The sequence below is a fragment of the Bacteroidales bacterium genome (genome assembly GCA_013141385.1).
GTDB lineage: Bacteria > Bacteroidota > Bacteroidia > Bacteroidales > Tenuifilaceae > UBA8529.
Genome location: JABFRB010000009.1, coordinates 64,090 through 89,597, shown reverse-complemented (window position 1 = coordinate 89,597; position 25,508 = coordinate 64,090). Strand labels below are relative to the sequence as shown.

18 protein-coding genes and 1 riboswitch are annotated in these 25,508 nt (G+C 34.6%); of the genes, 8 read left to right on the top strand and 10 right to left on the bottom strand.

Features of this window, described 5'->3' with window-relative positions:
• The first annotated feature begins 1,010 nt into the window (after positions 1–1,010).
• The 4 genes from HOO91_05445 to HOO91_05430 all read left to right on the top strand — a co-directional run bounded on the left by HOO91_05445 (position 1,011) and on the right by HOO91_05430 (position 7,538).
• Positions 1,011–1,952, top strand: a complete 942-nt coding sequence (locus tag HOO91_05445; protein ID NOU16986.1) for a glycyl-radical enzyme activating protein — start codon at positions 1,011–1,013, stop codon at positions 1,950–1,952.
• Positions 1,949–4,459 carry a formate acetyltransferase gene (locus tag HOO91_05440; GenBank protein NOU16985.1) on the top strand — a complete coding sequence of 837 codons (2,511 nt, stop codon included), beginning with the start codon at positions 1,949–1,951 and terminating at the stop codon, positions 4,457–4,459. The genes HOO91_05445 and HOO91_05440 overlap by 4 nt, the downstream gene beginning before the upstream one ends.
• Positions 4,460–4,523: 64 nt before the next feature.
• The gene (locus tag HOO91_05435; GenBank protein NOU16984.1) at positions 4,524–5,549 is read left to right on the top strand and encodes a haloacid dehalogenase-like hydrolase; all 1,026 of its coding nucleotides are present in this window, start codon (positions 4,524–4,526) and stop codon (positions 5,547–5,549) included.
• A 33-nt stretch (positions 5,550–5,582) separates the two neighbouring features.
• The gene (locus HOO91_05430; GenBank protein NOU16983.1) at positions 5,583–7,538 is read left to right on the top strand and encodes an aldehyde ferredoxin oxidoreductase; all 1,956 of its coding nucleotides are present in this window, start codon (positions 5,583–5,585) and stop codon (positions 7,536–7,538) included.
• Positions 7,539–7,685: 147 nt separating this feature from the next.
• On the opposite strand, the gene HOO91_05425 is transcribed toward HOO91_05430, so the two are convergent.
• From HOO91_05425 to HOO91_05385, 9 genes are all read right to left on the bottom strand, one after another.
• Entirely contained in the window at positions 7,686–8,285 is a 600-nt protein-coding gene (locus HOO91_05425) for a class I SAM-dependent methyltransferase (protein NOU16982.1), read from the bottom strand.
• Between the two features lie 723 nt (positions 8,286–9,008).
• The gene (locus HOO91_05420; GenBank protein ID NOU16981.1) at positions 9,009–10,091 is read right to left on the bottom strand and encodes a hypothetical protein; all 1,083 of its coding nucleotides are present in this window, start codon (positions 10,089–10,091) and stop codon (positions 9,009–9,011) included.
• Between the two features lie 1,165 nt (positions 10,092–11,256).
• Positions 11,257–12,582 carry a phosphatidylserine decarboxylase family protein gene (locus HOO91_05415; protein ID NOU16980.1) on the bottom strand — a complete coding sequence of 442 codons (1,326 nt, stop codon included), beginning with the start codon at positions 12,580–12,582 and terminating at the stop codon, positions 11,257–11,259.
• A 251-nt stretch (positions 12,583–12,833) separates the two neighbouring features.
• The gene (locus HOO91_05410) at positions 12,834–13,217 is read right to left on the bottom strand and encodes a type II toxin-antitoxin system VapC family toxin (GenBank protein NOU16979.1); all 384 of its coding nucleotides are present in this window, start codon (positions 13,215–13,217) and stop codon (positions 12,834–12,836) included.
• Complete coding sequence (locus HOO91_05405) at positions 13,217–13,420, bottom strand: DUF2281 domain-containing protein (GenBank protein NOU16978.1); 204 nt, start codon at positions 13,418–13,420, stop codon at positions 13,217–13,219. The genes HOO91_05410 and HOO91_05405 overlap by 1 nt, the downstream gene beginning before the upstream one ends.
• A 123-nt stretch (positions 13,421–13,543) precedes the next feature.
• Positions 13,544–13,684: a hypothetical protein gene (locus HOO91_05400; protein NOU16977.1), complete on the bottom strand. Its 141-nt coding sequence runs from the start codon at positions 13,682–13,684 to the stop codon at positions 13,544–13,546.
• A gap of 217 nt (positions 13,685–13,901) precedes the next feature.
• A complete protein-coding gene (locus HOO91_05395) occupies positions 13,902–15,038 on the bottom strand; it encodes a hypothetical protein (protein NOU16976.1) in 1,137 nt (378 codons plus the stop codon).
• Between the two features lies 1 nt (position 15,039).
• On the bottom strand, positions 15,040–15,543 hold the full coding sequence (locus HOO91_05390; protein NOU16975.1) for a response regulator: 504 nt from the start codon (positions 15,541–15,543) through the stop codon (positions 15,040–15,042).
• Position 15,544: 1 nt separating this feature from the next.
• A complete protein-coding gene (locus HOO91_05385; protein ID NOU16974.1) occupies positions 15,545–17,704 on the bottom strand; it encodes a PAS domain-containing sensor histidine kinase in 2,160 nt (719 codons plus the stop codon).
• Positions 17,705–18,292: 588 nt separating this feature from the next.
• Between HOO91_05385 and HOO91_05380 the strand changes: the two genes are divergently transcribed.
• Entirely contained in the window at positions 18,293–18,661 is a 369-nt protein-coding gene (locus HOO91_05380; GenBank protein NOU16973.1) for a hypothetical protein, read from the top strand.
• 1,079 nt (positions 18,662–19,740) lie between these two features.
• On the opposite strand, the gene HOO91_05375 is transcribed toward HOO91_05380, so the two are convergent.
• The gene (locus HOO91_05375; protein NOU16972.1) at positions 19,741–20,322 is read right to left on the bottom strand and encodes a hypothetical protein; all 582 of its coding nucleotides are present in this window, start codon (positions 20,320–20,322) and stop codon (positions 19,741–19,743) included.
• Between the two features lie 1,466 nt (positions 20,323–21,788).
• Here HOO91_05375 and trpB point away from each other — a divergent pair.
• From trpB to HOO91_05360, 3 genes are all read left to right on the top strand, one after another.
• Positions 21,789–22,994 carry a tryptophan synthase subunit beta gene (gene trpB / locus HOO91_05370; GenBank protein ID NOU16971.1) on the top strand — a complete coding sequence of 402 codons (1,206 nt, stop codon included), beginning with the start codon at positions 21,789–21,791 and terminating at the stop codon, positions 22,992–22,994.
• A 184-nt stretch (positions 22,995–23,178) separates the two neighbouring features.
• Positions 23,179–23,976, top strand: coding sequence for a DUF4384 domain-containing protein (locus HOO91_05365; protein ID NOU16970.1), 798 nt, complete (start codon positions 23,179–23,181; stop codon positions 23,974–23,976).
• Positions 23,977–24,144: 168 nt separating this feature from the next.
• Positions 24,145–24,348, top strand: a riboswitch (cobalamin riboswitch).
• Between the two features lie 103 nt (positions 24,349–24,451).
• Positions 24,452–25,270 carry an ABC transporter substrate-binding protein gene (locus tag HOO91_05360; protein NOU16969.1) on the top strand — a complete coding sequence of 273 codons (819 nt, stop codon included), beginning with the start codon at positions 24,452–24,454 and terminating at the stop codon, positions 25,268–25,270.
• Positions 25,271–25,508 lie beyond the last annotated feature (238 nt).

Below are 25,508 nucleotides of genomic sequence, written 5' to 3'. Positions count from 1 at the left end.
TGGTTAGGCTGGTTTGGTATTTTATCATCGCTTGTTCAAATTGGAGTTTGTGCAAGCTCAGGAAAATTGATCGGATTAGCTAATCAATAGCCTTATTTCTAGTAAATTAAATTTAAACAGGCTCTTATTGTTATAATTATTAAAGAAATTGTATAATTATTATTTCACTTAAATATAGTTCAAATTTGAAGACTTTGACCGTCTAAATCTCTTAGATAATCAATAATTCTATGCTATCTCTCACGACTTAACATTTCTAGTATTTTTTATCTCAGCAACACATTACTCCACAAGTGCCCATGCTTTTTTCTAATCCGCAAGGTGCGCTATAGGTCAAATGGAGCAAGTATTTTGTATTTTTATACTGCTTATACAAAAAATATATAATGATTGTCCGCAATAATACCTAAAGAAGAATAAGTAATCCAAATTATCATTGCCTTACGGCGAACTCGCAAAATACGCTCGGTTCCTGCGAACCGTTAGCTCATGAGCGAGGCGAATAATGCAGGAATCTATCTCTTTCAAGGAATTCCGGGACTTCGCCCGGGATGACAATGGAGTGTGTTTTGCTTATAGGTAATATAGCGGATATTCATAAAATAAATTTCCATTTAACTAACAAATAACTATTTATTTTACTTTTTAAATTATTTTTTTATTACTTAATTTGTTTTAAAATTAATATTAAAACGTTAACAATATTTTAGAATTCTCTTTGCTTAAGCAGTTTAACGGGTTTTCCTAAATCGTAAGAAATCAAAGGATTTAAGTAAAACGACATTGATTCATATTATCAACTTATTTTATCATAGTTTAGACAACTTATAGTTTGAAAAAAACAACAAAAACTCCATTCACATAATACTTATATTTATTGAATTATAATAATTATATTTTTTATTATATTTAAATCATTTATATTTATATGTTATTTTATGAATTATATATAGACATTTTATAATTCTCATATTTATCTAACAAATAATTAACGGTTCAATAATAGAAAAATGAAATACGAAAGTATTAATGATGGTTTAGAAATATCGTATTTTAATATTGACTGGTTATCTGAAAATGATGGACCTGGGAAAAGATTAGTTCTTTTTTTACAGGGTTGTCACTTAGAATGTATATGGTGCCACTCTCCCCATTCTCAACCCAATAAAAGTCCTCTACTTTACCTTGATTCCTTATGCAAAAAATGCCAACGTTGTAAGCTTGCATGTGAACAAGATGTTCATCGTTTTATCGAAAACAAGCATATTATACAAAGAGAAAATTGCATTAAATGTGGAGCATGTATTGAAGCATGCCCACAATCATCATCTAATTGCAAAACAGGAGCACTTTCTCTTCCAACTAGGAATGCAAACGTTCTATCGCTATTTAAATCCATTGAACCTCACTTGGAACTGCTTAAGAATATTGGAGGAATAACCTTTAGCGGAGGAGAACCTTTGCTCCAATCAAAAGCTCTGGTTTTACTGGCAAAAAAATGTAAAGAATCAGGTTTCCATACCACACTAGAAACTTCTGGAATAGTTCCATTGCCTTATATTCAAAACATTTTTCCATATATTGATACATGGCTAGTAGGAATGCGACTTCTGACTGGAGCCAATACCTTACCCTCCATAGATCTTGAAAAAATTACCAGAGGAACCCTAAATTTTTTAACACAAAGCCCTGAGACAGAAATTATTGTCCGTATCCCAGTAATACCTGGATTTACCACTACTAAATCATATCTTAACTCAGCTAAAAAAATCTTACAGGAATATAAGATCAAAAATATTGAATTATTACCTTATAATCCCGAAAGTTCACATTATTACAAAGCAATGGGAATAACCAATCAGATTGAGTACAATTCAAGTAAGGCTGATAAAATGTACAAGTATGTCATTGATTTTTTAATTCATAAAAAACCAAAACAAATAATGTTATGAAAACAGAACTAAGTCCACGCATTGCGAAACTACGTGAAACCCTTATGAAAAGGGGATTTGAAGACAGAACCAAGGAATGGTTTAAAAAGAATGAGCAGGCAGATTTAACAAAAAGAGCCTGGCTCCCCGATGTCGCCAAAATGTATCCTAATGAACATGTAATGATCCGTAGAGCTTACGGTGTAGATGAAATGCTCAAAGCAATGTGCAATACAAAAGATTTTGGATATACACGCTGCTTCGACATTGAGGAAGGTGATTTATTAGCAGGGACTATTCCTATGGGCTCAAACGGGCTAGGTAAAGTATTCCCTAATTATCTTACCGAGGAAGAACTTCGAGTTGGTTCTGCCACCAATAAAACGGCAATGTCCCTGCTTGGTCATAATTCTATTAATTACGAAAAGGTTCTCAAAAACGGATTACAGAGCATAATAAATTATGCTGAGGAAAAATTACACCCAAAAGCATTGGGCGATATTGAAGATGCCTATGATACAAAGGCATTCTACAAAGCAATAATAATATCTTGTAAAGCCGTTATTGACTATGCCTCAAGGTTTGCAAACCTTGCGTCCGAAAAAGCGAAAATCTGTAAGGATGAAAAAAGAAAAAAAGAATTGCTCGAAATAGCTCGTATTTGCAACAAAGTTCCTGCTAAACCCGCTGATACATTTTACGAAGCCATTCACAGTATATGGCTTGTACATTGCTGCTTGCATTCAACAATGGATTTTATGTCACTTGGTAGGCTCGATCAAGTATTAAATCCCTATTTGAAAAAAGAGACCGATAAGGCATTTGCATGCGAACTATTTGAAAACTTCATTATTAAGGCCGCTGGTCGCCTTAATCTAACAACACAATATTTAGTTACACAGGATCATATGGATTATAACGCTGCTCTTGGTATTCATCCATACTACCTTGATCAAAGGGCAGGTTTGAATAACTTCCTGCAAAATATCATTATTGGCGGTAAAACCCCAGAGGGGAAGGATGCTACGAATGATTGTACATATATCATCCTCGAAGCATTTAAGAATGTGAACCTATCCACCCCAGGTATCTACGTAAGGTTACACAAAGATAGTCCCGCTAAATTGTATGCTGCTGTTTCCGAATCGATTAAAGAGACCAAAAATCTACCATACATTTTAAACGATGAGGTGATGATCCCTGCCATGCTTAGCGCACTATCATTTGGTGAAACTAAACCTGACAAATTGAAAAAATATCAGGAATTGGCTAACGATTATTGTGTTGATGGATGTTGGGAACCAATCCTTAACGGGATAAGTGAATGGACTTTTGGCATGATAAACGGGATGACCATAATGGAGTGTACACTTAATCGGGGTGCCGCTTTGACCTCCAATCCTGCCCTACTTCGTGGTCAAAAATTAAGTATTGATACTGGAGAATTAACCGACTATAATAGCCTGAAAAATTCACTCACTAAACAAATTCAATTCTTTGTTGATCAGTCATCTTTAGCGATGTGCATGTACTATCTCACCTCCGAATTTGTAGTTCCCTCTCCCCTAGTTTCCGCTCTATTTGGAACATGCTTGGAAAAAGGTCGCGATAAATCATGGGGTGGTGCAAAATATAATTTGGGTGGTACAGTACTAGGAGGAGTTCCCGATATGGTTAACACTGCAGCAGCAATTAAGAAATGGGTATTTGATCAAAAGAAATACAAACTATCAGATGTGCTGATGGCTTTACGTTTTAATTACACTGCTGGTGATACTGGCGACTTTAAAACCCAACGTTTATTCGATTCCATTAAAGTCGATTTCTTCACTAACAGTCCACAATTTGGTAATGATAGCGAAACCAATGATATCGCTAAATTTATTTTAGACACGTTTGTTAATGCGGTTAACCAATCCAAAGCATTAGCCAATAAAGTATTTTTAGATCCTAAAGGTGATAGCAATAAGCAGATTTGTGCTTTAAGGGCTATTGCGGGATATTATGGTAAAGCACTTCAAACAATCCTCCCCGATTTCGATTTAAAATTTACAGCGGGCATGGGTACTTTTGAACAGTATAACTGGCAAGGAGCAGGAAACGCCGCATCTGCTTCCAGAAATACTGGCGATCCTTTAGCTCCAAACTTCACTCCTGCTTCAGGTACTTGGCATACATCCCCAGCAAATTTAATTGAAACATTCAGCCAATTAGGGCTAAATCGCTTTGCTGCTGGTGTAATCACAGATATTTGCCTCGAATCGGATGCGTTACTGGATGGCATAATCAAAACTTTTGTACAAAAAAATGGAGGCATGTTGACTATTACTATTGCATCGCCTCAATATCAGGAGATATATGAAATTGCTAAAGCAGCCAATCTAATTGAAAATCCTACAGTAGCCTCGGAGAAATTGCTAAAGTATTCGGATATCATGGTACGTGTAGGTGGTTGGAATGCACCATTCATAACCCTTCCGATATCTCACATGGAAAATTATATAAACCGTCCAGTAAAATCAAACTAGGTATATACAAAGCAAGGTGAGAAAATTTCTTACCTTGCTTTAACTAAAACTCAAAATTATTCTCATGAAAACAATTCAATTTTACCTAGCTATTTCAATTCTCACTTTTGCACTTTTATCTTCATGCACACAGGAAAAACCACAAGTAGATCCTTTACCCTCATGGAACGAAACCCCAATAAAAAAATCAATCCTGGAATACATAAATAAAGCTGTAAAAGAGATACCTGCTGAAAATCGTATCGCCGTTTTTGATATGGATGGCACAATAGCCTGCGAAACCCCTTTATGGTTCGAAATGTATGCTGCGGTTAACGGGTTAAATCAACAATCGGCAAAAGATCCTAAGTTATTTAAATACCCAGAATATCAGTACGCTAAAAAATTGGAGAAAAACCCTGCTGACCCATCGGTTTTAAACTCTTGGACCAATTTTACGGTTAAGCCTTATTATAACTATATCGATTCAATGGTTTGGAAAGCCTATGTTGGTATTGATAATGAGGCTTATGTTGATTCTGCCCGCATCTATTTATCAAAAACAAAAGATCAAAAGTTTAATATGCCTCTGGTTAATATGTTTTACCAACCCATGCTAGAATTACTCAAACATCTTAAAGAAAATCAATTCACTATTTACGTTGTTTCGGGTTCGGTTCAAGGGGTAATCTGGAGTGTATGTCCTCAAGTAATTGGGTTTGACAGAGCACATCTAATCGGGACAACTCAAATCCTAGTGCCTTCTTATAAACCCATAGAGAAAAAGACACAATTCATGATTGCCAAGGGGATTTTCCCTCCTAAAGATGATAAGGATGGGAAGAGCCTAAATATCTACTCTCATATTGGAAAAGTTCCTGTGTTTGCATTCGGAAATACTACTGGCGATTTTGGCATGTTCCGTTTGGCATCAACCAGTAAATACCCTCATGCCGAATATCTTCTAAACCATAACGACTCAATACGCGAATATGCCTATCCTCCATATCACGGACCAACAGATACAACATGGCAAAGAACAATGCGATTGAACGGTTGGAAACAAGTTGATATGGCTCAAGAGTTTAAAACAGTTTGGATGACTAAATAAGTTCCATTGCCAAAAATTAAAATCTGAAACACTATGAAAAAAGGATACCATGGTAAAATACTTTGGCTAAACCTTACCGATAAAACCTCACACGAAGAGGTTATTGATGATAAAATATATCAACTTTTTATCGGCGGATACGGATTAGCTGCAAAAATCATATACGATAGGCAAAAGAAAGGCCTGTCAAAGTTTGATCCCGATAATATTTTAGCCGTTATGAGTGGCTTGCTAACTAACGGTCGTGCTGCATTTAATGGTCGTTGGATACTTGCTGGCAAAAGCCCTTTGACCGATACTTGGGGAGACTCAAACTGTGGAGGTGATTTTGCCCCATCCATCAAAAATGCTGGATACGATGGCATTTACATTGTAGGAAAGAGCCCGCAGCCTGTATACATCCTAGTTGATGATGGCAAAGTTACCTTTAAAGATGCCTCTCATCTGTGGAAAAAGGTTGATGCAGTTGACACAGAAACAATGCTTAAAGATACCCACGGAAATGATTATAGGGTAATTAGCATTGGATCTGGCGGAGAAAATCTCTCTCTTATATCGGGTGTTGTAAATGCTAAGGGTAGACTTGCTGGCAGAAGCGGTTTTGGAGCTTTAATGGGTTCTAAAAACCTGAAAGCCTTGTGCGTTAAGGGAACTCATTATGCGGAGGAGTTCAATTCCGATAAAGTTTGGGAGAATACCACAACCCTACTCAAGGGTTTGGTTAACGACCTAAACGACTTTGGTAAAACCATGAAAAACTGTGGTACTGCCGGAACTCTTACCGATTCAGCCGAAAGCGGCGATTCACCCGTTAAAAACTGGATGGGTATTGGAACTAAAGATTTTCCCAAAGAAGTTGCTGATAAGATTAATGCCTTTGAGGTTACCAAATACGAAAAGGAAAAATACTCCTGCTATGGCTGCCCCTTTGGCTGCGGTGGTATTTGTGAAGTTCCTGGAAATAAAATACTAAAGGAAACTCACCGACCCGAGTACGAGACCCTTTGCGGATTTGGAGTACAACTACTAAATAATGATCTTGAGAGCATCTACACTGCCAACGAATTGTGCAACAGGGCTGGTTTAGATACCATTAGCTGCGCAACAACCATCAACTGGGCATTTGAAGCATATGAGAAAAAATATATTAACGATAAAACAACCGGTGGTTTAAAATTAGAATGGGGAAACGGTAAAGCCGTAATGGAACTGGTAAAGCAAATTGCCAATAACACTGGTTTTGGTGCAAAGCTAAAAGATGGACTTAAAGAAGCTTTAATAAATCTCAAACTTCAAGATAAGGAGTTTACCGCAATGCACGTTCATGGGCAGGAATTGCCAATGCACGATTCAAGAAACAAAGAGGGTGGATTAGGTTTGGGTGTTGGCTACGAGGTAGAACCCACCCCCGGTAGACATACCAGCACCTTTTCGGGAATAGATGAATACATAGAAAAGGAAAAAAAGCAAACAGATCTCAACTCCAAAGTTCTCAACAAATACTACCAAAAACTTAAATTTCAACCCAAGTACAACCTTTCACAGCAATCCACCACCGATAGCGAAATGGGTACTTCCCTTAAGAATGCAAGCTGCGGCGAAGATATTATAAATGCAATGGGATTGTGCAACTTCGGATTCTACTTGGGACCTATGGTTCCCTTTGTTGAATGGATAAATGCCACCACTGGGTGGAATAACACTTTGGATGATTATCTACTCACAGGTCAAAGGATAAAAACCATCCGACATGCGTTTAACCTGCGCGAAAATATTGATGTACCAAAAATCAGAATGCCAGAACGTGCACGTGGAAACCCAGCCATGAACGATGGTCCCAATGCCTATAGCCCTAACGTTTTAATGTGGGATGATGCCAAAAAAGCCTACTTTGGTGCAATGGGATGGGATCCTACCACATCAGTACCCCTAAAGGTTACTTTGGATAAACTTAATCTTCCCGAGGTAAAAAAACAGATTTACGGGTAGGTTTTACCAAAAATACTAACTGCCGGTTTGGATTAATCCCTACCGGCAGTTTTTTATTGTTCCTGCTTATGTTTAACAAATTTGATGATCTGTGTAATTGTGTTGTATCTTATATCACCCAGCCTATTTCAAAAATCACACAGGTTTCTAGTCTTCTATTTTTTTGAGAATAAATTGCGCACCTATAAAAGCAATAATCTCTATGGAATTCTGTTTAAAATCTATAAACTCATCCACAGCTTTTTTTACTCCATCGTTCCACCAACCTGGCAACCCATAATCATCTCCTGTTATAAAACCTCCCACTTTAACCTTTCCCCACGACCCAAGAAGATCGTTCCTAACATATTCATAAGTATGATTACCATCTATATAAATCCAATCTAACGTATTATCTATAAGACTACCAAGTCCTTCATCTGATTTTTTCCTTATAATCTCTAATTGCCCTCTTTCGATCATGCTAGAAAATCTAAATACTACAGATTGGTATATCTCATCCATTTTTTCTTGACTCCCAGAATACCCACCATACAAAGCGTACTTATAATCAGCAACATACATATAAGGGTCGATTAAATATATCTTTTTAGGATTTGTTTCATCTATCATCCTTTGCGAAAAATCGCCTTTCCAAGTTCCTACCTCAGCACAAATAGAGTTTTTTGGCATTCTTTCCAACAAAAACGTTCTAGAGTTAGAGTCAGAGACCAATCCCTCTTCAATTTTTTCTAATAAATTATTCATATTCGTTTAATTTTTTGAGTTTATTTTCATCCTTTTTTTGCGTTATCATTGGATTAACTCAACCTATAATCATATTAGGTTCTATAAAAAAAGAAAAGACAAGATCAAAAACTCGTTCATTAAACAGTGTAATCACTTTCAAATCGAATAAATGAGTTTATATCAACATCTAGGATCATTAATAAATATATTATAACCTAAATATATACATATTAAAATCATAAAGCAAATATATAAATTTTATTTATATTATAGATGTTATTTAGTTACATTATTATTTATTACATAATATATAAATAATATATTTATGATAAATAATATTTATAACAAATATTAGAACATATATATTATTATAATTGAAAATCAAATAGCAGAAAAATTACCATATTCTTACACATTCTTGTATACAAATAGACGATGTGGTATTTTATTTTATCGAAGTAAGTGTATAACAAAAGGAAGTGAAATAAAGAGGAATATACAGAAATGCCAGATAAAGAATGTTGGATATAACCAAGAATATCTGTTCTAATTTATTGAAAATCTTACAATACTTTCACACCATAGTATAAATCTTTGTAGACAAATTTTATAAATGAAACCATAGGTGCAACATACCAAGATATAAAAATAACGAGGCTGCCTAAATTTCTTTTAGACAGCCTCGTAACCTATTTACGCTTTACCTATTCCAATTCCGATTAATCAACACCTTCTTTAAAATTATTGCATATCCCATCTAACCCATCCAGTATTAAAAATAGGTGCGCTCAGATCGTCATAATACATAGCTTGGTATCCTGCATCATCATCATCACTACCAACTGTAATTGGCAGGGTTACAGTAAAACCATAAACTGTAAATTTCAAGTCGAGAATCTTTGAACTACCACCATCACGCTCAAGCCAATGAGCAACAAGGTAACGATTCAAAATATTAGGATCCCATGACAAAATATATCTATTTACCGTTTTCCAAGCATTACCATTAACCTCATCTCTGGTAGATTCAAAATTTTGCTGCGAAACAATTTGACCTGACAATGGAATGAATCTAACGGTAAATTCTGGACCTCCACGAGTCCAGCCTTCAACAGAACTAACATTAGGAACATTATAGCTTACCATCACAGTATTCTTAAACTCTTTTGTGTTAGTTGGCACTTCTGTCTTAACATAAATTCCATCGTTATTTACCCGTTCATTCAAAGAAACAACCCAAACCGGATTATTCACAGCAATATTCTCATCAATAATAGCCTCCCTAATTCTATTCTTTGCATCTCTTGAAAGTTGTAATCCTATAAATTTAGTTTTTGGAGTAATTCCCTCTTGAACATTATCGGTTACAACCTGAACACTAGAAGCCATTTTAAGCGTTCCTTTAAATTGGTTTTTATTTGAATAAAACGGCACGTAAACTTGCGGATAGTAGTTAACTCCCTCCACATTTTGAAATGATTTCAAAACTTCTTCTATGTTCTCGTTATAGCCCATAGTATTCAAATGTTTCTGCATAATCCCAATTAGATCAACGCCATTCTTTCTACACTCGCTAATAAGGGTATTAAAAAGCACATTATACTCCCCATCAAACTTTTTTTCAACCTCTTTATACAATATCTCCTTTACTAATTCATCGTCTGATGCACCAAGAATACCCATTGAAAGGATATTTAACTTACCCTGAAGCGTTGATTGATCTGTTGTAGGATTATTGCTATCAGCCAATCCTATATTTTCATTCTTTGAACAACCAGCTAATATTGCAAGTGCAAATAGTAGCCCAATTAATATATTTTTCATCTTTTTATATTTTAAGTTTTACTTTGTATGCCTACAATTTATTATATAATAATTTAATAATCAATCCTTCCACGGAAACGTCAAGGTATTTTTCCGCGGATACATAGAATTAATAGATGTAGTCTGATTCTTTTCAATCTATTGAATATTAATCTTTTTTATAATAAAAATATTGTATAGTATTCTATTTATATAAAGAGTAACTAACACCCTACCACCCTATCTTAAAACGAAGTTTTTTAAAAAAAATTATTTGCCATACAACAGCAAATAAAAATTATCGATTATTATGTAATCTAGAATTCTATTAATGAATAGATTATACGCAAAAAAGATGTTCACTTCCCTTTATTCTATATGCCCAATAAGGTAAATGCTAACAGAGGTGCAGAGCACTAAAATATTTGTAGACAAATATTTGTTGTCGCCTCCAAAGGTGCAGCGCACCATAATATTTGTAGACAACCATTTACAGTAACAATCAGAGGTGCAGCGCACCGTAATATTTGTAGCAGAAAGCAAATAATGCAAATACCACCAAAGGTGCAGAGCACCGAAATATTTGTAGATTAACATTCACCATAACAATCAAAGGTGCAGCGCACCGTAATATTTGTAGCAGAAAGCAAATAATGCAAATACCACCAAAGGTGCAGAGCACCGAAATATTTGTAGATTAACATTCACCATAACAATCAAAGGTGCAGAGCACCGTAATATTTGTAGATAAACATTTACCATCAAAATCAAAGGTGCAGAACACCATAATATTTGTAGAAAAATATTGTAAATACCACTAAAGGCGCAGCGCACCGTAATATTTGTAGACAACCATTTACCGTAACAATCAAAGGTGCAGAGCACCGTAATATTTGTAGAAGAAAGCAATTACAACCAAAGGTGCAGCGCACCGAAATATTTGTAGAAAAAAATTTACCATCAAAATCAAAGGTGCAGCGCACCGAAATATCACATTCAATAATGGAATTATGTATCCCTTTAAGAAATTATCAAAAAAATCAATTAACCGCAAAGGATCATAAGATTTCGCAAAGCTCTCAAAGAATTAATGTATTGCCTAATAACTCTGCGACCTTTGCGATTTCTTCTCTGTGTCCTCTGCGGTTATTAATCTTTTAGAACAGACTCCTACTTAAAATCACAACTACTTTATAACCGTTGCAATCTTAGCACTTAACGGGATATTAGATGTGCTTAACCCAGGCGTTTGGTTATGATAATCAAACTTTAACTTAACATTCTCGTTAAATATCAAGCAATGCGTTGAACCACCAAAATGAAAAGTCCCTAGCGGATCGCCCTTTTTAACATGTTGTCCCTTCTTAACATAAATATCACAGCTCGATACCTCCGCCATTCCAATAGCCACAAAGCACATTAGTCCAATACTCTTATTATCCGCCTCAATAAAAATAACTGCCCTAGCAGCTACCTCTGCAATATAACCCTGCGAATCGTTTGGCCCAGCCGGATCAAACCCTGCTACAGGAGCCTCAGCATAGTATGTACCTTTAACATTAAATGCCTTTACGATAGTGCCATTTACCGGGCTATGCCACCTATGATAGCTCTTTGCGCATAAAAACGCCTGATAAACCGTACTATTATCCTTAAACTTTAGCGAGAGCGGATCATGCGCCATAATATCATATAATGAGTAGGGCTGCCCCTTCATCCAGAACTTATCCTTGGTTTTTGCTGTTTGGCAATTGTAAGGTGCCGATTCGCAAGCGTTAACTATAACATTATCATCCGCAGGGCTTTCTACAGGACGCACTCCTGCGTTAAACTCCCTGATAAAAAAATCATCCCAACTCTTAAAACCCCAAAACTCTGCCTTTGGGTTGCATTTAAAATTATATATAAAATTGGCCTTTGCCTCGTATGGCGAGCCTTTCCCGCGCAATGGATCTGCGGCGGCAAGTGCCTCCAATGCTGCTGGGCTAAACCATCCTATAGGGTTTGTATAGTATGTCTCTTGATGAGGAATTTCCCCTTCTATGAGTACATATCTGGAATCGTTCGAACCCAAAAACTTCTTCCAAACCTCAAGAATATTATATAGGCTTTCATTTACCCTCTCATTGGTAAAGGCCAAATAACCCCCTTGAGTACCCATAGCCCAATCCAGAATAGCATTTATAGGAAACCCCACCAGGCCAATATTATCCTCAATAACGCTATAGCTAATAGACTCCGAAATAATTTCATTCATTACCAGCAGCATAGTATCAAAATTCTTTATAGGAGCATTGTACCCCTGCGGGATATCATCATACATACCCGTAAAGCACATATACAGGATTGGATCATTCTCAATCAGATCCTTTAACTTCTGAATGGTTGGATGCAAAGGTCTATCGCTTGCATTGGCTTGAATAACCTTTTTCTCAATCCAGCTACTTAGGTAATCCCTATCCGAGGGTAACCACCTACCTACTCTGTATTTTGGTACATGCCTTAGTTCCATAATGCAATACTATTTTCTCCTACTCTTATGGCCTTTCGGAATTCGCCCCGTTTATTATTGTGGGTTCTGGACTCCACTTGGGTATTGGTTTGGATTTGTTATATCTAGTATCAATTCATTGAATAGCTTGGTTTTTTAATTCCTTTGGATACACTTATATTCTAACATTAACCATGAATTAAAAAACGGAAACATTGGATTAATTAATGTATGTTAAAGCAGAGACACGAACAGCCTTGGGCTGGCTAATACTACCAAATAGTCTTTATATTATACTGCTTTATATTTTCATCCTTTGTAGCAAGAACCAGATTATCGCTTTTGCATTGAGCAACTAAAAGTCTATCGAAGGGATCTCGATGTATAAACTCTAAAGTCGAAATAACCATAGCATGTTCAAATGTAATTGGTAATATCTCGAATCCGTTTTCGTCAACTATTTCAAGAAAACGTTTAAATCCTTTTGGAAATCTAAATTTATCTAGGCTGATTTTTATAGATATTTCCCAAATCGAAGCAATACTTACAATCTTTGAATTTTTGGAATCCTCAATTGCGGCTCTAACTTTTTTTGATAATTTCTCATCACCATTTAGAAACCAGATAAGCGTATGGGTATCAAGTAGCAAATCCATTACATAAAGTCTTTAAAATCCTCTAATGGCTCATCAAAATCAGGCGATAAATAAATTTGTCCCTTAGTACAACCAAACTTAGGTTGTTTTTTCTTTGCTTCACTTTTCCTTTTACTCAATAAAAAATCAATAAAATCGTTTACCTCCGATTTTAAATCCGTTGGCAAATAGTTGATTTTTGTATATAGTTGAATCTGCTTCATAACTCCTCTTTTTACAAAGGTACAATTCTATTTTCAAAACTCGAATCAAAAAATTGTGCTTTTAGTACTATATTAGGTTTAAACACCAAAAACTCAGCTAGCATGGAGGTAAAGACTACGAGTCTACGCCAGCAGGGTTGGGTGCAAAGGTCTATCGCTTGCATTGGCTTGAATAACCTTCTTTTCAATCCAGCTGGTGAGGTAATCCCTATCCGAGGGTAACCACCTACCCACTCTGTATTTTGGTACATGCCTTAGTTCCATAGTGCAATACTATTTCCTCCTACTCTTTTGGCCTTTCGGAATACACCCCGTTTATTTGAGTGGGTTCTGGACTCCACTAAGAAAGAAACTTTCTAAAAAGTATAAAATTTATCCTTTTTTTTCTTTGTGATACTTATGTTTATCTTAAATACTATGCTACGCAAAGGACTTCTCAAACAACCTCCTAAGTAAGAATTGCTGCATAACCCATGTGTCTTTATTTCTTAAATTTTGCTAATGTTAATTCATTTATTTTATCGGCAGTTTCAAATTCACAGGTAACATAAAAAAAGTTTTGAGCTTGTTTTAGTACTTGTTCAACATCTACTTTATGAATGTCTCTTAATAATTCAAATGATTTATCTGCTCGCATTTGTCCAGAATTACCGTCAAACCAAAAATATGAAATCATTCCCACAAGGTAATATGTATCTTGGTTATGCTTATCTCCTGCCAGTTCAACTAATTCTTCCAAACTACTTAGTACGCTTAGGGCTATTATATATTTCTTGTTTTGCATCCCTACAAGTCCTACATTAAAAATCCATTCGCTTTTTTTGTAATTTTTAATAATATTTAATATAATAAATGTAGTATCGTCACTAACATAGTTTATTGTTTTAACCGCTATGTTACATATTCTGGCTAATACTAATTCTTTGTCAAAATCACCGTTCTCCCCTGATTCTTTTAATCTATCAATTATGAATTTATAAAAATTAACCGCTTCAATTACATCATCATCATTACCCGGTTTATTTTTATCTAATACTATTTTTTCTATACCATAAATAATATCATCTAGGGATTGAGTTTTATAGGGTTTATTATCAAGTATCAGGTTTGAGATTTTTTTTAAATTTTCAATAATTAATTGTTTCTCATGTCCAGAATTTGCATAAATACCAAGATCGATTAAATCATATAAGGCCTCATTTTCAATGGTTCTAGTTTTTATTTTTCTATTGGTTTTCTTATATTGTTTTTCAAACTCAAAATATATTTTTTTAACAGTTTTTTCTCCAATATTTTTAGATAGTCTTCTCAAAAAATTAATGCATATAATTATGATAACAGAAGTTAAGATTAATCCTGTCAAAAGATTAAGGTTTTCATTAAGTACCTTGTCAGGGCAAGGATGTAGTATCCAAACAAACATTAAAATAGAAAAAACTATATAAATTATAAACGAATTAAACCAAAAACGCTTTTCCCTTTTGTAAACAATTTTCTTAATGTTTTCTGGTATAAATAAACTATATATAATTGCAGGAATACCTAATGCGAAAACAAGTAGTGTAACTATAACTTGCATATAACCTGAGCCCCATGCTTCAGATATTTGTGGATACATATTATTTAATTTTATTTTGGTTCACCACCTCTTTAATTAAATCCAAAAGAATAGTCTTCTTCGAAATTCCTTCCTTTCTCCTATAAGTATTGATGCCTAAAATAACTCTGTCCTTTTCAACATCCGCCTCAGTTTCAACGGTAAGTATTCCAAACTTCTCCTTACTCAACCATGATGGGATGTTTTCCAATTTCCTGTTAAATATATCTTTCTCGGAGTTTTTTTCTGGGCAAAGCAATAGGTACAGTAGCTGAATACCTAAACGAGCATCGTTTTTATTATGACCCTTAACTATAAAATACTTATGAAATGCCTCAGCATCTCCGGGTGGTATTCTTATATCAACAATAATTACATCGTATTCATTCTTTTTAATTTTTTCCCATGCATCCGATGCATCCCCAGCAACATCTAAAAAATATTCTCCCGATGTGTAAACGGGCCCCGCAAGTGCTGCAAGATCCAATTCTGCCTGATCTTCAATCCATAGTACTTTCTTCTTCATTTTATTTGCTTTTAATGGGTAATCCAATGGCTACTGTTGTTATAAATGGTTGATTATATGCATATTCATTAACAAATTGCGGGATACTTTCAACCATAATCACACCCTTATGCTCTAATACTACGTTACGGGCGTCTGATAGTCCTATACCAGTACCCATTCTTCCCCTATCACCTGAATAAGTTCCCCTGTAACCAATCTGGAAAATAAGACCACTTTCAATTTCTTCTTTTCTAATTGGTACACCACGATTTTCGATATTAATGTAAAGCATTCCCTCCTTTCTTGTTGTAAAAATCCTAATAAAGGGTTTGTTCTCTCTTTTCCCCCATGAATATTTAATAGCATTGTGGATAATATTACTTATTGCTCGCACCATATCCCTTTCTACTACTTCGACATTACAAAATGAATTTTCTTTATCTCTTCTAATTTCCACTCCACTTTGGTTGGCAAATTCATCGTGATTTTTTATTGATTCAGATATTAAAGAATAAGCAGAAATAGTTTTAGCATTTTCAGGTTCTCTTATACCAGAAGTTACATATTCTCGTAGTGAGTGAACTTGATAATGCATTTCTGCAATTGAATTTTGCATACCAAAAAGCGATATACAGCTGCATAATTTTAGAATTTCATTTGAAGTTTTTTGTAATATTTCTTTAATGCTACTATTTAGAATATTTGCAGAACCACCCCCTAGTAAGGTCAACACTTCAACGGCCGTATCCCTTAAAATTGGAATCTTGAACCCTGATTCTTGAATATTGGCAATATTCTCAGCCACTTCGAATAGTCTCGAACAATTACGTAGAAGGATTTCTTTATCTGGATTTTTTTCAATTTTCACTAGGTGCTCAATAACTTCTTTTAAGCCTCCTTTAAATTCATTCAAAGGAAATATTGACAAATTATTTAACTCTTCTGCATCGATGTTCTTTACTTTGGACTTAATTGTTTCAGCAAATCCTTGTAATATACTCTCAGTTGATAACTTCAGAAAAAGTAATGTGGAGGTGTAAATATGAAGTACTCTGCCAATATCAGCAGTAAGTTCCAAGATTTTTTCACTATTTGCAATTGCTTCGGTTTTATCAATTATTACACCAACCCTTCCAATAATTTTATTATCCTGATCATGAATTAACCTACTACTAATTTCAACTTTAAATAAATCGTTACATTTTTTCCTACCGTTGAAAATATATGCCACCAAAGGTTGATCAATATTATCTTTCTGTTTAATAGCATCTAAATATTTTTGATATTCATCTCCATCCGAAAAGAAATCCAGAGCCCTGCTTCCAATGATTTCACTTGTACTATCATATCCAAATATTTTTGCGAACTGTAAGTTACAATGATTTACAACACTGATCCCCTTTTCCTCTTTTACCATATAAAAACCGACTGGTTCATATTCAAGTAATGTATTATACCGCCACTCGGTGTTTACATCCCTAATTATACCCTCTCTTCCAAGGTATTCACTAGTTTCAGAGAAGAGGGCAATTGCACTTAATTTTGCATAAATAGATTCTCCATTCTTTTTTGCTAATTCAAATATCTTTTCATTAATATTACCTTTTTCAATAATCTCTTGTTTAATATTATAATCATCATGTTTATTAGGGTAAACTATATTTACGTTTTCTCCCACTAACTCATTCGATGAATATCCTAGCATATTACATAAAGCACTATTTACTTTAACAATCTTATCATTTTTATCAACAGCATAAGTACCCAATGGAATATTCTCAATTAGCTGTTTATTTTTGTATTCTTCGGTATAATCAATTATAAATCCTGCATATCCTAACAGTTCACCAGTATCAACATCTTTTATTGGCTTAAAATAATCTTTTACCCAAAAATCCCCTTGATTGTTTAAGTGCAGCAGTTCATTTTCAACCCATTGATTCCCATTAAGAGCCTTCGCTTTTTCTAGAATTTCTTTTCTCTGTTCTTTATCCTTAAATAGATCAGTGCTATATATAGTAATTGGCTCACTTTCATTTAGTCGTAATATTCTTTTTAATTTTTTATTTTCTCCTATATATTCACCATCATCTGCAACAATATAAACACCTAACGGCAAATCATTGATTTTCATTAAGGCTACTTGATCTTCAAGTTTTTTCTTCTTAATAGGATTCATAATGGTTATGTATGTTTTATAAAGTTCGCATTTAAAATCACTCTTTCATTCACAAGATTATTTCATTAACTAAAAGCTATATATATTCGGTTTTTCTATTACCATACACTAGTTTTTGTTAAATGAATAAAACCTAAGTCCAGAATCCATTCACCAGAAAATTCTACTAAAGAACCTTAATCATCCTCACTAATAATTAAACATAAAACACAAAAAAATATACACTCCTTCCAGCGATGTCCTTATCATTTCCAACTATGCCCGAACTCCTTCAAACGATGTCTGAAATCTATCCAACAGCCCAACACTCCTAAAAACAAAGAACAGTTACTTTACTATTAGCAATAGTTTGGCATTTACCCTGTTTCTAAAACCAATTACCCTATTTTGTTAAACTTTTAGCCTGAAAGCTTTGATTTTATTGGATTTTATGTTCAAACTACCTATTTTAAAAGTAAACAAAATAATTCTTATATCAAACATTTTTTAGAAAAAAATTTATTTTTTTCTTTGGTATATATCACATAGCTATAATATTAGGCACTAAAAAGTGTTAACTATAGCATATAAAAAACGTATCTATTAAACATGAAATTATCCACATATATATTAAGGTGTAACTTAAACAAGTCAAGCATTCAAATGGTCTATGGACATAACAAAGGATTCTATTCCTGTACCTCATTTATCAATACCCTTTTATTTGGTATCAAAGCCGAAGAGCTACAGGGCAACGCCATGTTCACTCGGAAATCAAAAACAATGGATAAGAACATTTTTCAACGTGCCGTTGAGGATGAAGTAAGCAAGATCTCCGCACTAGGACAGCACGTTTTCCTAAACAAAGATGCTACCGTAGCAAAGCTATTCGAATATCTTATCCCCTCACCAAATAAAATAAAAGCAGAAAATCCAATAAAAAATAAAATAAATCCGCAGGAAAGTGTAACTGTTTAAATAAACACTTCGTAAAGGTACACAATTAATACCATCACCTCTTCCCCTGTTCCCCTAAGTCATGATAGCGTTGAACAGGGGATTTTGTTGCCCAATTTCCATTGTATTCCTAATTTACCACCTGCATAAAAAAAGGGAGGAAAACAGCTTCTGTATTGAATTTACCTCCCCTACCCCTCCTTAAAAAAGGAGGGGAAACCACCACACTACTCTGTTATTGCTCCTTGTTTAAGGGGTTGGGGTCTAAAACCTCACACAAATGAACACACCATACATCACTATCGCATTTTGCGATATTTATTCCTTTAATAATTCTCATCAAACTTAGAAGTGAAGGAGAAAACCATCACACAACTCTGTTATTGCCCCTTTTCAAGGGGTTGGGGTTTAATCTTTTAACCACACCATACATCACTATCGCATTTTGCGATATTTATTCCTTTGGTAATTTTTATGCAATAGAATCAAAGCAATACGGGATATTCCTAACTTATTCCCTGTGGAGGCTATCCGAAAAAACTAATTAATTCAAATTGCCAGTTACTAGTTGCTGTCAAGCATCAACTTAGGTTAATCTGAGTTCGACATAAGTTTTAACACAGAGATTTTAACACAGAGATTTTAAGTTTTGGACTTAACAAAGTGCTTGATTTAATAAGATACAAATTTACCATAATAATGTTTGCTGATACTGATAAACACAGAGAACACAGAGGTTTTTAATTTTGCATAAATGCAAAATCAAAAATGTATAATGTCTTAAATTCTTAACTCTTCAATATAATTCCTTATTTCGAACTGACGTTAGGCTAAGAAAGGATCAAAAGAGAAAGGGGTTAAGTTCTCTATCCTATAGAAAAGAGTATGAGTGTTTATCCTTAACTAAAGTGTAGATAAGAGATAAGGGGGTGAAATATTTAGCGCTTTTTCAAATAATTGAAGAAAACTAAGAATTTGTTTGAAATGCCTAACCACGCATTTTTAAAGAGCTAATTTTTTTGATTGTTTTAAAAATCACAAAAATGAATTGCTATTTTCAAAAATAATCTATTTCACACCCCCTTATGAGGTTAATAATTTTACCAAGTAATATTATAAGTACAAGAATGTCCACCTTTAATTCGGGTTTCCTTTGTTAAATTGAGTTTAATGGATTCCGTTGCTGCTGTTGTTTTAAACTTTCTAACAAGCTGTGTGATTATACCCTCATCAAATTTACTTGGGTAGGGATTATCGCAAACCATTACTGCGTGTTTCCCAGCGGCATTGAAATCCGTTAGCCTATAGTGTCCAATTCCCTCTGTCTTTGTACCAGTTTGGCTATCGAACATAACCTTACCGTTTAGCCTATGGTTCATGTGGTAAGCAATATCCAAAGACCTCAGAGCTTCCTCTAAATTATTTATTGGAGGAAACTTCGCGCTATCAATTATTGCTTTGCCAATCAGGAATAAATTCATATCACCAAGTGTATTAGCAATCTCTTTAAAAGCGTTAAGCCAACTCTGTTGGGAATACCACTCTTTTTTTTCAATACTAATACCATTTTTCTCCAAGATGCTAATTCTTGTTTCTTTTCCTTTTTCCATTGAGTTAACAACGGACATAATTGTCACCTTGTTAACCTCAACATTTTGATCGAATGCAACAAATTGTGCCATAAGGTTAAATTTTAATTCAATTAATAATTTTATAAGAATTATAATTCTAATACTAAGATAAAACATGTAACCATTTTTATTACATAAAATTCAGTTAAAAGTTTCATAAAACTTCATTTTTATTAAACAAATCGAATTATTTTCATTCACATATTAGCTGCATATAGTGATTTTTGCTAAGATGAGGCCATATTTCAAGTTTTGAGTATTATCGGTTTTTTCTATATTTTGTTCATTTTGAAATTAAACAAGATTAAACAAACAGCACTGTACATCTATTTAAGAAAGTATAATACTTCATATATTTTTAACATATAAATTTCAAACACGAGGCTTATTAAATTGGTTAACATTATTCCATAATAGTTAACATAACGTTAGTTCGATGTAAGATATCATTGGCTGCGCCTTTAGATTTGCATTCAATTAAAAGTATTAATTTTCACTACCGATTAACCAGAAGAGTAAAGGTGAACTAGTGGCTGCGCCAGATTAAAAGATCTAAGTTCGGCCGAACTCGCAAACTCGGTTCTGAGCGAAGCGAAGGATCTCCCCCTGTCATCCTGAGCGAAGCGGAGGAACTTAGATGCTTCACTCCGTTCAGCATGACAAAGCAACGATTTAACACTATATTTAAGATCAATATGTTATGCTTACATCGAACTCACATTAACATAAGATAGTTTCTAAAAAAAATAAAATTATTTCCTTATTAAAGTATTTGCGTTTAAAAAAAAGATTATTTTTGTTCTAGTTAAAAGTTTAAAGTATGATTTTAACGCTTTCAAATATTTCATGGTGGTGGCACAGTAAAATCTTCCAAATATGGGGGCGTTAACCTAATTTGCCATTACCAATGGCGATAAAGGCCGCAGGAAACCCCTGCGGCCTTTATCTTTTTATAAATTATTACGATTAAGATACTTAAACAAAGTCAGTTCAATGTAAGATGTCTCTTGAGCGAAGCAAAGGATCTAATCACTTATAAAACAGATGGTTGCTTTCAGCGAATCCTTCGGATTTCACTCCGTTCAGCATGACAAAGCAACAATCTAACGCTATGCTTAGAGTCAATATGTTAGGCTTACATCGAGTTCACGTTAAATAATATATGGCAACTTGCTTTCATATTTTTCACTCAAGTTCAATATACTCCTAAAAAAGGATAATGGGATTTAATAAATATCATATCAAGTTTCAGAACTCTCACCTTGTGAGTCCACAAGCACAATCCACAATTGTATGGGCATGGCTCTGGCGGGGCTTCCCCGCCATCTAAATTTTTGCGCCCTACGTGGGTGCTTGTGATTATTCGTAATCACCCCTTATATATAATCAATCATAGTCAAAATTAAATCAAAAAGCATAGAACCTTAGAACATTGTGAGCATCAAGAATAATATCTCACTAAATTATCATCCTTGTTCTTTGCGCCTCCATGTTTAACCTTTAAATAATTAATAGTCATGGAAACAACAATAGTAAAAAAAGATATTATAGTATCGCCCCTTTCGGAAATGCTAACTTTTAATGGTACTTATGGCAATTATGGAGGAGCATATGTTCCTGATGTATTGGCTAAACCTTTGATGAACTTAGCAAATACGTTCGATTCATTAGTTAAAGATCCCTCGTTTAATAAAGAGTATATTCACTACCTAAAGCAGTTTGTTGGTCGCCCATCGCCTCTATATTACGCCAAAAGACTTTCAGAATATGTAGGATCTACAATATATCTGAAACGCGAAGATCTTAACCACACTGGGTCTCATAAGATAAACAATTGCATTGGACAAATTCTTGTTGCGAAGCGAATGGGAGCAAAAGAGATTATTGCCGAAACTGGAGCTGGTCAGCATGGAGTTGCAACAGCAACCGCAGCTGCATTAATGGGAATTCCGTGTAAGATATTTATGGGCGCAAAGGATATTAAACGCCAAGCGTTAAATGTGAGTAGAATAAAACTGCTTGGAGCCGAACTTATCCCAACAGAAATGGGTACTGCAACGCTAAAGGATGCGGTTGATGTTGCGTTAGGGTATTATATTGAGCATCCCACCTCATTTTATATGCTGGGTTCGCAGGTTGGACCTCATCCTTACCCAAGAATGGTCGGGTATTTCCAAAGTGTTATCGGTCAGGAGGCTCGTAACCAAATCCTTAACCATGAGGGAAGGCTACCTCAAGCAATTTTTGCTTGTATTGGTGGCGGCTCAAATGCAATAGGTCTATTTTCGGGTTTTTTAAATGATAAGGAGGTTCAGATATATGGAGCCGAAGGTGGTGGCGAAGCAACAAAGGATAATACAGCAGCAACACTGACCTTTGGAAAACCCGCAGTATTTCAGGGAACATATTCCTACTGTTTAGTGGATGATGAAGGGAATCCTATAGAGTCTCACTCTATTGCTGCCGGGTTGGATTATCCTGGCATTAGCCCACAACATGCTTATTTAAAAGATAGTAATAGGGCGTGTTACATCCCTGTTACTGATAACGATGCAATTGATGCGTTTAAGCTACTTTCTAGGCTTGAGGGTATAACACCCGCCATTGAATCATCGCACGCAATTGCCCTTGCAGCAAAAGTACTTAAGAATAAGGAGATGTTGGCTATAGTTAATTTATCGGGAAGAGGCGATAAGGATGTGGATAGGGATTTGGATGAGTAGCCCTAAAGTCTTTTTCTAAAAATTAATTTTGAACAATGATTAACGATTTCGGAAGTTGAATACAGTTGAGGGTGTTGAATTTCGTTAATCATTGTTCAGATATGTTTTATACTTTTCATTTTTTTGGCATACTATTCGTAATTCAATTTTAAATATCTTTACTACGAAAAAAAAATCTAATGCCATGCAAAAAATTACCCTTATAGCAGTACTTATAATTATATCCTTAGCCTCCAGTTCTCAAGAAATTAAGCATATCCAAGGAGCAAAAGGGCGATACAGTATTACGGGTGATGTTAGCGAAGAGACTGCAAAGCAGAAGGCGTTAGCCGAAGCCAAAGTGGATGCTCTTAAAAAAGCAGGAGTTTCAGAGAATATCAGATCATATGATATGCTATTCAAGAGTGAGATTGGAAGCAAGTTTGAGGAGGTCTTTATGTCCGATAAGCAATCGGAAATTCGAGGTGCAGTGCAGGATTACACAGCGCAATATTCCAAAGGATTAGATGAGTTTAAGAATTTTTACATTGAGGTAACCATCGATGCCTCAGTAATACTATACAAAACCAGTCCAGATCCTGCCTTTAATGTTGCCATAAATGGTATAAAACAAGGGTATCAGAATAATGAGAAGTTAACCTTTACCGTTATTCCATCAATTGACTGTTATATCAATATCTTTAATATTTACGAAAAGGAGGCCTCCTTAACATACCCAAATCCTTACGAAAAGCAACAGTTTCTGGAAGGTGGAAAATCATATACATTCCCACTTAACCCAAATATCGATTATCCTTTAGAGAAAACATCAAAGGAACCTGAAAAGAATAAATTAGTATTCGTTTTCACCAAGGAGCGAATACCTTATGTTAAATATCATGGAGAAGATCAAAACACTAGCTTTGAGGAGGTATCATCATGGCTATTTAGCATTTCTCCCGATAAAAGGTATAGCCAGTTCGTTTCGTTTGTGATTTACTAGGTTGTGATGTAATCAAATTAACTTATTACTGCTAGATTAATCATACTATTAGGAGTATAACAGACGGGTTAACCCGTCTAAATTATAAAGGCATTAATTCAGAATTAACATAACACTAGCAACTTAAATTAATTATCAATTGCATAATACCCTTTTCGCTTATTTTAACCTATCTTTGTAACGTTTGGTGGAATTATTCCATTACTGGAATATCCTTAAAATGGGAATCCGGTTTAAATCCGGAGCTGTTCCCGCAGCTGTAAGTTCTATTTAATCTTTTGTATCCCGATGCCACTTTTCGGAATTAGCCGGATGGGAAGGCCGCAAAAGATGGAACAAGCCAGAAGACCTGCCAATAATGATCCTAATGTAGGACTTCGGGAAAAAGTTTAATTTATTATCACACTGTTTCCCAAAATTTTATTAAAAGCAATTAGCTGTTAATTGTATTTATCATTTATAGAATTTAATTTTTATGAACTACAAAAAAATCTATTTAGTAGCCATCTTTACTTTAGTTTATAACATTTCATCTTATTCGCAAACCTACAATCGTATAGTATCTCTATCGAGATCAATTACACAAGAAATATATCTACTAAGCGCAAACGATAAATTAGTTGGCTGCACAAGCTACTGCGATTTTGCTATAAAAGATAATAAAGAGGTGGTGGCATCTGCCGTAGATGTAAACATTGAAAAAGTAATTATGTTAAGACCTGATTTGGTGTTAACCACAACAATTACAACTCCTGAAGCCATTGAAACATTAAAAAAGGCAGGGGTTAAAGTTATTGCTTTTCAAACAACAAAATCGTATGAAGAGATATGCCAGAACCTAAGGCAGGTAGCTGAATATACTGGGAAAACACTAGTAGCTGATCAAATCATAAAAAAACAGAAACATCGATTGGATAGCATCATAAGCAATATCCCAAAAGGCAATAAACCAAGGATTTTTTTCGAGATTGGAACAAAGCCAATATTTACAGTGATGCCCAATACTTTTATGAACGATTTTATAACTTTTGCTGGTGGAGAAAATATTGCATCGGACTTGCAAAAAGGAACTATGACTCGCGAAAGTGTTTTTCTTAGAAATCCTGATGTTATTGTTATTGTAACAATGGGTATTCTTGCAGAAGAGGAAAAAGATAGATGGACTTCGAGCAAACAGCTAAATGCTGCAAAAAATAAAAAAATATTTATTATCGATTCCGATAAAGCTTGCAGCCCCACTCCTGTTACTTTTATTGATGTTGTAGAAGAACTCACCAAACTAATTTATAATTAATGCGAATTAAAGGTTTAATAAAACACAATCAATAACTCCGCCTCTAAAAGGCGGAGTCAAAGAGAAAAAGGGCATTGGGCTTTAGCCCAACATTGATTAGATTACTAATGACAGAATATAATGAGACCAACATTTATCACTTTTTAGAAGATTACTTAAAAGACATAAACAAAATAGAGGGCTAAAGCCCATAAAGATTTAATGATTACAGTCTCCGCCTTAAAAAAGGAGGAGTTAT

Bases quoted from the DNA above. Each gene is read 5' to 3' on its own strand.
- HOO91_05445 (NOU16986.1), top strand. From the start codon at position 1,011: ATGAAATACGAAAGTATTAATGATGGTTTAGAAATATCGTATTTTAAT.
- HOO91_05440 (NOU16985.1), top strand. From the start codon at position 1,949: ATGAAAACAGAACTAAGTCCACGCATTGCGAAACTACGTGAAACCCTT.
- HOO91_05435 (NOU16984.1), top strand. From the start codon at position 4,524: ATGAAAACAATTCAATTTTACCTAGCTATTTCAATTCTCACTTTTGCA.
- HOO91_05430 (NOU16983.1), top strand. From the start codon at position 5,583: ATGAAAAAAGGATACCATGGTAAAATACTTTGGCTAAACCTTACCGAT.
- HOO91_05425 (NOU16982.1), bottom strand. From the start codon at position 8,285: ATGAATAATTTATTAGAAAAAATTGAAGAGGGATTGGTCTCTGACTCT.
- HOO91_05420 (NOU16981.1), bottom strand. From the start codon at position 10,091: ATGAAAAATATATTAATTGGGCTACTATTTGCACTTGCAATATTAGCT.
- HOO91_05415 (NOU16980.1), bottom strand. From the start codon at position 12,582: ATGGAACTAAGGCATGTACCAAAATACAGAGTAGGTAGGTGGTTACCC.
- HOO91_05410 (NOU16979.1), bottom strand. From the start codon at position 13,217: ATGGATTTGCTACTTGATACCCATACGCTTATCTGGTTTCTAAATGGT.
- HOO91_05405 (NOU16978.1), bottom strand. From the start codon at position 13,420: ATGAAGCAGATTCAACTATATACAAAAATCAACTATTTGCCAACGGAT.
- HOO91_05400 (NOU16977.1), bottom strand. From the start codon at position 13,684: ATGGAACTAAGGCATGTACCAAAATACAGAGTGGGTAGGTGGTTACCC.
- HOO91_05395 (NOU16976.1), bottom strand. From the start codon at position 15,038: ATGTATCCACAAATATCTGAAGCATGGGGCTCAGGTTATATGCAAGTT.
- HOO91_05390 (NOU16975.1), bottom strand. From the start codon at position 15,543: ATGAAGAAGAAAGTACTATGGATTGAAGATCAGGCAGAATTGGATCTT.
- HOO91_05385 (NOU16974.1), bottom strand. From the start codon at position 17,704: ATGAATCCTATTAAGAAGAAAAAACTTGAAGATCAAGTAGCCTTAATG.
- HOO91_05380 (NOU16973.1), top strand. From the start codon at position 18,293: ATGAAATTATCCACATATATATTAAGGTGTAACTTAAACAAGTCAAGC.
- HOO91_05375 (NOU16972.1), bottom strand. From the start codon at position 20,322: ATGGCACAATTTGTTGCATTCGATCAAAATGTTGAGGTTAACAAGGTG.
- trpB (NOU16971.1), top strand. From the start codon at position 21,789: ATGGAAACAACAATAGTAAAAAAAGATATTATAGTATCGCCCCTTTCG.
- HOO91_05365 (NOU16970.1), top strand. From the start codon at position 23,179: ATGCAAAAAATTACCCTTATAGCAGTACTTATAATTATATCCTTAGCC.
- HOO91_05360 (NOU16969.1), top strand. From the start codon at position 24,452: ATGAACTACAAAAAAATCTATTTAGTAGCCATCTTTACTTTAGTTTAT.